This is a genomic window from Pseudarthrobacter sp. NKDBFgelt, from assembly GCF_046097905.1.
GTDB lineage: Bacteria > Actinomycetota > Actinomycetes > Actinomycetales > Micrococcaceae > Arthrobacter > Arthrobacter polychromogenes.
Genome location: NZ_JBJURL010000112.1, coordinates 1 through 10,088 on the forward strand (window position 1 = coordinate 1; position 10,088 = coordinate 10,088).

At 66.3% G+C, this 10,088-nt stretch carries 7 protein-coding genes and 1 pseudogene; 5 read left to right on the forward strand and 3 right to left on the reverse strand.

The genetic code is table 11. The annotated features are described in order from the left end of the window. Both ACKAE7_RS19540 and ACKAE7_RS19545 read left to right on the forward strand, forming a co-directional pair. The coding region (locus ACKAE7_RS19540) for a PTS fructose transporter subunit IIC (RefSeq protein ID WP_408980060.1) at nt 1–1,527 on the forward strand (1,527 nt) is incomplete at its 5' end. A gap of 61 nt (nt 1,528–1,588) precedes the next feature. Continuing rightward, nucleotides 1,589–1,867, forward strand: a complete 279-nt coding sequence (locus ACKAE7_RS19545; protein WP_104185572.1) for an HPr family phosphocarrier protein — start codon at nt 1,589–1,591, stop codon at nt 1,865–1,867. Nucleotides 1,868–2,021: 154 nt separating this feature from the next. On the opposite strand, the gene ACKAE7_RS19550 is transcribed toward ACKAE7_RS19545, so the two are convergent. Together ACKAE7_RS19550 and ACKAE7_RS19555 are read right to left on the reverse strand one after the other, a co-directional pair. Next, on the reverse strand, nt 2,022–2,894 hold the full coding sequence (locus ACKAE7_RS19550; protein WP_408980061.1) for a class I SAM-dependent methyltransferase: 873 nt from the start codon (nt 2,892–2,894) through the stop codon (nt 2,022–2,024). A 230-nt stretch (nt 2,895–3,124) separates the two neighbouring features. Then, nucleotides 3,125–4,258, reverse strand: a complete 1,134-nt coding sequence (locus tag ACKAE7_RS19555) for a Ku protein (RefSeq protein ID WP_408980062.1) — start codon at nt 4,256–4,258, stop codon at nt 3,125–3,127. A gap of 40 nt (nt 4,259–4,298) precedes the next feature. On the opposite strand from ACKAE7_RS19555, the gene ACKAE7_RS19560 reads away from it, so the two are divergent. Continuing rightward, nucleotides 4,299–6,752: an ATP-dependent DNA ligase gene (locus ACKAE7_RS19560; protein ID WP_408980063.1), complete on the forward strand. Its 2,454-nt coding sequence runs from the start codon at nt 4,299–4,301 to the stop codon at nt 6,750–6,752. A 120-nt stretch (nt 6,753–6,872) separates the two neighbouring features. On the opposite strand, the gene ACKAE7_RS19565 is transcribed toward ACKAE7_RS19560, so the two are convergent. Further along, complete coding sequence (locus tag ACKAE7_RS19565) at nt 6,873–7,133, reverse strand: hypothetical protein (RefSeq protein ID WP_377193646.1); 261 nt, start codon at nt 7,131–7,133, stop codon at nt 6,873–6,875. Between the two features lie 524 nt (nt 7,134–7,657). On the opposite strand from ACKAE7_RS19565, the gene ACKAE7_RS19570 reads away from it, so the two are divergent. Both ACKAE7_RS19570 and ACKAE7_RS19575 read left to right on the forward strand, forming a co-directional pair. Further along, the gene (locus tag ACKAE7_RS19570; protein WP_408980064.1) at nt 7,658–9,274 is read left to right on the forward strand and encodes an MFS transporter; all 1,617 of its coding nucleotides are present in this window, start codon (nt 7,658–7,660) and stop codon (nt 9,272–9,274) included. A 232-nt stretch (nt 9,275–9,506) separates the two neighbouring features. Then, nucleotides 9,507–10,088, forward strand: a pseudogene (locus ACKAE7_RS19575) (FUSC family protein); the annotation flags it as partial.

Genomic DNA, 10,088 nt, shown 5'->3' on the forward strand with positions numbered 1-10,088 from the left:
GCAGGCGCCGGCGCGCCGGCAGCCTCCTCCGGGCCCAGGCGCCTCGTGGCTGTCACTGCCTGCCCCACCGGCATCGCCCACACCTACATGGCTGCTGACTCCCTCGTTGCCGCGGCCCAGGAGGCCGGCGTCGACCTGCAGGTGGAAACCCAGGGTTCCTCCGGCGCCAAGCCGCTGGACCCCGCCGTGATCGCCGCTGCCGACGCCGTGATCTTCGCGGTGGACGTTGACGTGCGCGGCAAGGAACGCTTCGCCGGCAAGCCCGTCATCAACGCCCCCGTCAAGCGCGGCATCGATGAACCCGCCAAGATGGTCCAGGAAGCGCTCGCCGCTGCGGACAACCCGAATGCCCGCCGGGTCCCGCACTTCGGTGCCGAGGAACAGGCAGAGCACGAGGCGGAGGAGAAGGGCGAGCACATCGGCCAGAAGCTGAAGCGGGCCCTGCTCACCGGCGTCAGCTACATGATCCCGTTCGTCGCCGGCGGCGGCCTGCTGATTGCGCTCGGCTTCCTGCTGGGTGGCTACGACATCACCGACGTAGCGGACACCGTGGTGGTGGAGAACAACTTCGGGAACCTGCCCGAAGGCGGCCTCGCCATCTATCTCGGTGCCGTGCTGTTCAAGATCGGCGCCCTGTCCATGGGCTTCCTGGTCCCGGCGCTGGCCGGCTACATCGCCTACGCCATCGCCGACCGTCCGGGCATCGCCCCCGGCTTCGTGGCCGGTGCAGTCTCCGGCTTCATGGGTGCAGGCTTCCTGGGAGGCATCGTGGGCGGCCTGCTGGCCGGCTACATGGCACACCTGATCGGAACCTGGTCGGTTCCCCGCTGGCTGCGCGGCCTGATGCCGGTTGTCATCATCCCGCTGCTCGCATCAATTTTCGCCTCCGGCCTGATGTTCCTGGTCCTCGGCGGACCCATCGCCGGCCTCACGGAAGCACTGAACAACTGGCTGTCCGGCATGACCGGCGCCTCCGCCGTCGTCCTGGGCATCATCCTGGGCCTCATGATGTGCTTCGACCTCGGAGGTCCTGTCAACAAAGTGGCCTACGCCTTCGCCGTGGCCGGCCTGAGCGCCGGCGCGGCCGACAACCAGGCACCGTGGCAGATCATGGCAACCGTCATGGCAGCGGGCATGGTTCCGCCGCTGGCGATGGCCCTGGCCACGGTCCTGGACAAGAAGCTCTTCAGCCTGGCTGAGCGCGAAAACGGCAAGGCTGCCTGGCTGCTGGGTGCATCCTTCATCTCCGAAGGTGCCATCCCGTTCGCTGCCGCCGATCCGCTGCGCGTTATTCCTGCCAGCATGCTGGGCGGCGCCCTCACCGGCGCGCTGACCATGGCCTTCGGCGTCACATCGCAAGCACCCCACGGCGGCATCTTCGTGTTCTTCGCCATCGGCAACGTGCTGATGTTCGTCCTCTCGATCATTGCCGGTACCATCGTCACTGCCCTGGCCGTGGTGGCACTGAAGCGCTGGGCAGCCCCCAAGACCGCTGATACCGTGGAATCCGTTCCCGCAACGGTCTGACCCTAACCACCAAGCTATCCGGCACTGGACCTACAGCAAGCCGCAAGACAAAGGAGCAACAATGCCAGAACGCACCGCAACCGTCGCCAGCCGAGTAGGCCTGCACGCCCGCCCCGCCGCCATCTTTGCCGAGGCCGCAGGAGAATACGACCTGGACATCACCATCGCCCGTGAAGGCGAGCCGGCGGACGAGGCCATGGATGCTGCCAGCATCCTGTCCCTCATGAGCCTGGGCGCCTCGCACGGCGACGTTGTAGTCCTCCGCGCAGAGGGCGACGGCGCGGACGATGCGCTGAACCACCTGGTCCAGATCCTGGAAACGGATCACGACGCCGAGTAGCGCACCAGCCTCAGCGGCCGCCGTCGGGCCTTCCCTTCCCGGGAAACGCCCGACGGCGGCCGCTGGCTTTTAAGCTTCCCCTTGCCCATGTAGGTAGCAGCAAGTGTCGTTATGGACGTCCATAACGACACTTGCTGCTACCTGGTTGGGGGATCTACTTGGCCTTCTTCGCCGTGAACAGCAGGTACTCCCACTCCATCTGGAAGGGAGAGTCGCCGTGGGCATCACCGAAGGAATCAGCCAGCTCCGTCAGTGCCTGGTCCAGGGCTTTGACTTTGTCCCCGTCCTCCCCGATGTATTTGTAGACGGAGATGGTGGGACCGTAGTGGGACTTGAAGTAGCGGACAAAGTCGCCGGGCTGGTGGAAGCTCCGCACGGCCAGGGTCTGCTTGCGTGCTGCGGTGTCCGTGATCCTGTCCCCCAGCAGTTCCCGGACGTGGTCCTCGGTTCCCCACAGCGGAGCCGGCTGGGCGCCGGGGGGAGGCGGCGGGGCGAAGGGCTTCATGGTGGCGAACATCTTGCCGATGAATCCCTCCGGCGTCCAGTGGAGGAGTCCGATGGTACCGCCCGGTTTGCACACCCTCAGGAGTTCGTCAGCCGCCTGCTGGTGGTGGGGAGCAAACATGACGCCGAGGCAGGACATCACGACGTCGAACCCGGCGTCAGCGAAGGGCAGGGCCTCCGCGTCGGCCTCCTGCCAGTCCAGGCTGACTCCGCGGTTGGCTGCCTCACGGCGGCCGGCATCGAAAAGCTCAGGAGTGAGATCGCTGGCCACCACCTTTGCCCCCATCATCGCCGCGGGAATGGCCGCGTTGCCTGATCCGGCGGCAACGTCCAGCACGTTATGGCGGGATGTGATGCCACAGGCTTCCACCAGGATGGCGCCCAGTTCCAGGAGCATCTCATCTGCGAGCGCCGGGTAGTCGCCGGAGGCCCACATGGCCCGGTGCTTCTGTTTGAGTTCCCGGTCCGCCTTCGCTGCATCCGTCTGGCCGTTCGCCTTGGCTGTGCCCGTTTGGTCGTTCATGTCCGCGCCCCTCTCAGGTGGCAGGTCAGAGTGAATGACAGCACGCTGTGAGGCCACAGCGGAGGCTGTGATGCGACTCATTGTGGACGCACCGGGCGCCGCTGTAAAGGACCCGGACTAAACAGGTCCCCGCTACTTAAGCAGGTGCCTGCTACCGGAAAGCAAGCAAGCTTAGTAGTTTCTTAGTCATGGCATCGAGCAACGAAGCAGGCACCGCAGTCAGCGTTCCATCACGCCGGCTTGCGCGCCCGCGTGCCGGCAGCCTTGCCGGCGGCGGTTTTCGCGGCAGGTTTTTCGGCGGTGGACTTGGCTGCTGCGGACTTGGACGCCGCGGACTTGCTTGCCGCGCCCTTGGCCTCCGAGGACTTGGCGGCGCCAGCCTTGTCCCCGGCCGGTTTCGCGGCACTGGTTTTGCGGGCAGCAGGTTTGTCCGCGGACTCGGCTGCATCGGACTTGGATGCGGCGGGCTTGGCGGCCGTGGACCGCTTGCGCGCCGGCTTGGCTTCTTCTTCACCGTCCCCGGCGGCGTCGCCGGAGTCCCCGCCGGCCTCGTCATCAGGGGTGCCGGCGGAACCGGACCCGCGTTTCCGGTCGAGGCTCCGCTTCAAGGCCTCCATCAGGTCGATGACTTCGCCCTTGCTGCCCTCGCCGGCTTCCACCCCAAAGGTTTCCTCCGTGTCCAGCGACTCGCCCTGCTCCAGCTTCGCCTCAATGAGCTGGCGGAGCTGCACCTGGTAGTCGTCCGTGAAGGAAGCGGGATCGAAATCCGCAGCCATGGACTCCACCAGCGCTGCGGACATGTCCCGTTCCTGCGCGCTGATCCGGATATCCGCCTCCAAGGACGGGAAGTTCGCCTCGCGCACCTCGTCCGGCCAGAGGAGGGACTGGAGCACCAGGACATCGTCCTTGATCCGCAAAGCGCCCAGCCGGGTCTTCTCCCGCAGCGCGAACTGGACGATTGCCACCCTGTCCGTGTCCTCCAGCGCCCTGCGAAGCAGCACGTAGGCCTTGGGCGACTTGGAGTCCGGCTCCAGGTAGTAGCTCTTCTCGAACATCATGGGCTCAAGCTGCTCCGACGGAACGAACTGCACCACGTCGATCTCGTGGCTGTTCTCGGCCGGAATGGCCTTGAGCTCGTCTTTGGACAGGACCACCGTCCGGCCGTCCTCCTCAAAGGCCTTCTCGATGTCCGAGTAATCAATGACCTGGCTGCAGACCTCGCACCGGCGCTGGTATCGGATCCGGCCGCCGTCCGCATTGTGGACCTGGTGCAGACTGATGTCATGATCCTCAGTGGCGCTGTAGACCTTCACGGGCACGTTGACCAGGCCGAACGCGATGGCACCCTTCCAAATGGCTCTCATTCATCAAGTGAACATCACGCAACGCCGCAGGTGAAGCCCCATGCCTGCCGCTAAGGACCGTGTCCGGGTTGCCGGGCGGGAACTGACCCTCACCAACTTGGACAAGGTCATCTATCCGGAGACCGGCACCACCAAGGCGGACGTCCTGGCCTACTACGCCGCCGTGGCCCCCGTCCTGGTCCCCGCAGCGTACAACAGGCCGGCCACCAGGAAGCGGTGGGTGAACGGCGTAGGAACCGCGGACAAGCCCGGCGAAGTGTTCTTCCAGAAGAACCTGGAGGACTCGGCCCCGGGGTGGCTCCCCCGGGCCGCCATCACCCACAAGGACCGCACCATCCACTACCCGATGGTCAACGACCCCGCCACGCTCACCTGGTTCGGCCAGATCAACTCGCTGGAAATCCATGTGCCCCAGTGGCAGGTGGACTCGCACGGGAGCCAGCTGAACCCCGACAGGCTGGTTCTGGACCTGGATCCCGGGGAAGGCGCAGGCCTGGAGGCCTGCGTGGAAGTGGCACTCTTGGCCCGCACCATCCTCCAGGACGTGGGCATGGACCCGGTCCCCGTCACGAGTGGCAGCAAGGGCATCCACCTGTACGCCGCCCTGGACCGGTCCCAAACCTCGGAGCAGATCTCCGCCTTCGCCCGCGAGCTCGCGCGGGCCCTTGAAGCCGACCACCCGGACCTGGCCGTCAGCGACATGAAAAAGGCCCTGCGCAAGGGCAAGGTGCTGGTGGACTGGAGCCAGAATAACGCGGCCAAAACCACCATCGTGCCCTATTCCCTCCGCGGCCGCCCCACGCCCATGGTGGCTGCGCCCCGGACCTGGGAGGAGATCAGTTCACCCGGACTAAAGCACCTGGACTACAAGGAGGTCATGACGCGGGTGCAGGACGGCACGGACCCGTTCGCCGTCGTCGTCCACGCCGGCGGCGACCCCCGCCTGGGCAAGTACCGCTCCATGCGCGATCCCGCCAAGACCCCCGAGCCCTTCACGGGTGCTCCCGGCAGCGGGGACACATTCGTGATCCAGGAGCACCACGCCAGCCGCCTGCACTATGACTTCCGGCTGGAGCACGAGGGCGTGCTGGTGTCCTGGGCGCTGCCAAAAGGTGTCCCGGAATCAAGCGGCAAGAACCACCTGGCTGTCCAGACCGAGGACCATCCTCTTGACTACGCCGGTTTCGAAGGGACCATCCCCAAGGGCGAGTACGGTGCCGGCGAGGTCACCATCTGGGACCACGGGACCTATGAGCTGCACAAGTGGATCAACGGCAGGGAAGTCATCGCCACCCTGACCGGCTCGGAGGGAGGCGGTCTGGGCGGAACCAGGAAGTTCGCGCTCATCCACACCGGCCGCGGCCAGGGAAAAGATCCAGAGGGGCAGTGGCTCATCCACCTGATGGACCCGGAGCGCCACGGCGGCCGGCGGAAACAGGCAGTTCCGGGGCAGGCACATCCCCGTCCTTCAGTTCCAGGACCGGAAAAGGACGACGGTGGGACGCTGACCAAGGCGGGAACGTCCGCCGCACCCGGTCCCGAGGATTACCGGCCCATGATGGCCACCCCCGGCGACGTTGCTGCCCTGCAGGGCAGCAATTGGCAGTTCGAACTTAAGTGGGACGGGGTGCGCGCCATCCTTGTGGCCGACGAAGAAGCAGTCAGGATCTTCAGCCGCAACGGAAACGACGTCACCCGGACCTACCCTGAACTGGCCGACAGGCAGTGCTGGCCGGACCAGCCGTTCGTGGCGGATGGTGAGATCATCGCCGTCGGGCCGTCCGGCCGGCCCGACTTCGGCCTGCTCCAGGGACGGATGAAGCTCACCCGCCCGGCGGACGTGGCACGGGCCCGGACTGCCATCCCCGTTCAACTGATGTTGTTCGACCTCCTGAACGACGGCGGCACGGACCTCCGGCGGCTGCCGCTCGCCACGCGCCGGGAACGGCTGGAGGGCTTCTTCACGCCGTCCGACTCCCCCATTGGGCTCTCCCCGGTACTGGAGGAACAGGTGGAACACATCCTGGAGAGCGCGCGGGAACTGGGCCTGGAAGGGGTGATGGCAAAGCGGACGGACAGCCGCTACGTGAGCGGGCAGCGGACCCGCACCTGGACCAAACTGAAAGTGGAGCAGACGCAGGAGGTGGTGGTGGGCGGCTGGCGCCCCGGCAAGGGCGGCCGGGAGGACACCGTGGGCTCCCTGCTGGTGGGCATCCCGGACGGCAGGAAGTTGCAGTACGCCGGCCGGGTGGGCAGCGGGTTCAGCTCCCGGGAACTGGCGGAGCTCCGCCAGACGGTTGAACGCCTGGCCAGGAAAACCTCGCCGTTCCAGGACGTCCCGCGCGAGGATGCCGCTGATGCGCACTGGATCTCGCCCGAACTGGTTGGCGAAGTGACGTACAGCGAGTGGACGGGGACGGGGCGGCTCCGGCACCCCGTGTGGCGCGGCTGGCGGCTGGACAAGGAGCCGTCGGAGGTAGTGCGCGAAGGCTGAGCCCGAGGCGGCTGAGTTGACCCCAGACCCAGGGGAAACGTCCTGGACAGCTCAAAGGGCCGGGAACACCTGGTTTCCGGTGTTCCCAGCCCTTGAGTGCATCCTCAGAGGATGGGTTTCCTAGGACGAGTGGGGCATTTGCGGCCGGCTGGTGCGGTGGATGGCCGTCACTGCGGCCCCCTGCCCCATGCGGCCGTGGCTTGCATCCCGCTCCTTCGGGTGCCGCCGCTTTCCGTTGCCGTCCGGCCAGGTGCGCTGCCCGGGTCCCGCCATCGGGGCAAGCGGTGCTTCCGCGCCCGGCATGTCAGGGGTGTTCATTGCCTCGGCGAGGTGGCTCGCCACCTCCGGTTTAATGTGCTTTTCCATGTTGTCGTCAGCCATTTGTTCTTCCTTTCCGCGGTGAAATGAAGTGCTACCAAGAGTGGCCGCTTAGGGCCTTGTACGACTGAAGGAGAGGCGGGCCGGGCGCGGGCCGCAGGCGTCCGCCTAAATGAAAGAGAGTGTTCCCATGGCACAACCTTAGGGAGGCGCGGCGCGCCTGTGAACCCCCCTTTTTGCCATGGCGGGAAAGGGCGGGCGACGACGTCCCGCCGGTTGCGCGGAACGGCCGGAAACGCCGTGGCCCCCATCACAATGAGCCCTCAAACCGGCGCAAAAAGCGGCGCTGTGGCGCATACCACATAAATAGTTCGGCGGCGGGCGCATCCGTGGCGGGCTTCCCCAGTGCTGGCAAGGGAATCGGCGGGGCCGGGAAACTCCGCTGAAGCTTTCGGGAAGACCCCGAAAAGGGCCGATCCTACGGCATCACAAGGCCGTCCGCTACGGCGTTCGCGTAAAATTGAAGGCCTGCCCAGAGCGGGGCAGCTACAAGTCGCAAGCAAATGACCTCCACAGGAGTTGCCCAAATGCCCACAGACCGAAGCGTGAACCACTCTTCCGCAGGCCTTAATACCGCCTCCGGAACCAACCCAGCTGCACCCCCTGGAGCGACGTCTCCGCCAGCTTCCAGGAATACCCGGAAACCAAAAATACTCGCACGGCGCCGGCTCAAGGAGTCGGACGTCAACGTGGTTGACCAGCCCATGCTGAAGAAAGCCCTCGGCGGAACCATCGTGGGCAACACCATGGAGTGGTACGACGTCGGCGTGTTCGGCTACCTCATCACCACGATGGGTCCGGTCTTCCTTCCGGAATCCGATCCCACCACCCAGACCCTGTTCCTGCTGGGTACCTTCGCCGCCACGTTCATCGCCCGGCCCCTGGGCGGCGTGATCTTCGGCTGGCTGGGTGACAAGATGGGCCGGCAGAAGGTCCTTGCCGCCACGCTGATGCTGATGGCAGCGAGCACGTTTGCCATCGGCCTCCTGCCCGGATACGCGCAGATCGGGCTGTGGGCCGCCGGGCTCCTGGTGCTCCTGAAGATCATCCAGGGCTTCTCCACCGGCGGTGAGTATGCCGGCGCCACGACATTCGTCAGCGAGTACTCCCCCGACAAACGCCGCGGTTTCTTTGCCAGCTTCCTGGACCTGGGCAGCTACATGGGCTTCGCCATCGGCGCCGCCCTCGTCTCGGTCCTGCAGCTGACGCTCGGCCAGGCAGCCATGGAGGAATGGGGCTGGCGGATTCCCTTCCTGATCGCAGGCCCGCTGGGGCTGATCGCCGTTTACTTCCGGAGCAGGATCGAGGAATCCCCGCAGTTCCAGGCCACCCTGGATGCCCAGGAGGACCTTGCGAAGAATGCTGCCGCTTCTGACCAGGCAACGGCCAAGGGTCCGGTGGGAATCGTCAAGGCCTACTGGCGCTCCATCATTGTTGCCATGGTGCTGGTGGCCGCCGCCAACACTGCCGGCTACGCCCTCACGTCCTACATGCCCACCTACCTCACCGAGTCCAAGGGCTACGATCCGGTGCACGGCACCCTGCTGACCATCCCCGTGCTGGTGGTCATGAGCCTCTGCATTCCGCTCACCGGAAAGTTGTCGGACCGGATCGGCCGCAGGCCCGTCCTGTGGATCGGGGCAGTCAGCACGGTGGTCCTGGCCATTCCGGCCTTCCAGCTGATCGGCATCGGTGAGATCTGGTCCACCCTGGCCGGCCTGGCGCTGATTGCGTTCCCCGTGACCTTCTACGTTGCCAACCTGGCCTCGGCCCTCCCGGCGCAGTTCCCCACCTCCAGCCGGTACGGAGCCATGGGCATTGCCTACAACTTCTCGGTGGCGATCTTTGGCGGCACCACGCCGTTCATCGTCGCGGCCCTCATCGGCGCCACGGGCAACGACATGATGCCCGCGTACTACCTGATGGCAACCTCGCTGGTGGGTGCTGTTGCCATCTACTTCCTGAAGGAGTCAGCCCGGCGTCCGCTGCCCGGATCCATGCCCAGCGTGGATACCCAGGCTGAGGCCCGCGAACTTGTTGCCACGCAGGACGAGAACCCGCTGATCAACCTGGACGAACTCCCGTTCGACGAACAGGACATCACCGATTCACGGGACACCGGGAAGGTTGCTGCCGGCGTCTAGCCGGTCCTGCCGCGGCACCGCCTGCGGCACAACCCTTCCGGGGCACGTCATGCAGCCCCGCTCAGAAGGCCCGTCCCGCGTGTTTCCTTGGGGGAAGCACGCTGGGCGGGCCTTTGGCGTGCCAGTCACAATGACGCCCCATGTCCCCTGGCCCCTGCCGGAAATGACCGGCTGTGGCAGCCGGTGGTAACTTCCAGATGGCCGGTCAGGAAAGCAGCAGGAGGTGGGTGCCATGGAACGCGTCCTCCTGCAGGTGCGCGCGCTCCACCGGCTGGAGCCGGCCAACAATGACCATCTCGCCGCCGCGCGCGTGGCCCTCAGCGTGGCAGTTCCATCGCTCCTGCTCCTGGCGGCGGGCCGCACCGACCTGATGATCTACGCCGTCTTTGGTGCCCTGGCCGGCATGTACGGCCGGTCCGAGACGCACCAGCTGCGGCTCCGGCACCAGTCCCAGGCCGCCGTCGTCCTGCTCACGGGCGTGGCTGTGGGCGTGTTCCTGTCCGTGAACCACCTCCAATCGTGGTGGCTGGTGGGCGTGGAGGCCGCCCTGGCCGGCGTCGGATCGGTCTTTGCGGACCGGGTACGGCTCAAGCCCAACGGACCGTTTTTCGGGATCCTGGCACTGGGCGCCTGCGCCTCGGTACCAACGGTGGTGCCGTGGCAGGTTGCCATGCTCATCGCCGCGGGCTCCGCCGCGTTTTCCATGCTGGTGGGTTTCGGCGGCTGGTTCCGCCGGAGGTCCTGGCAGCGCGGCGCCGTCCGGGCTGCTCCCGGGGTGACCCCCGCCGGGCACCGGGAGCTGCTGGTGCACGCC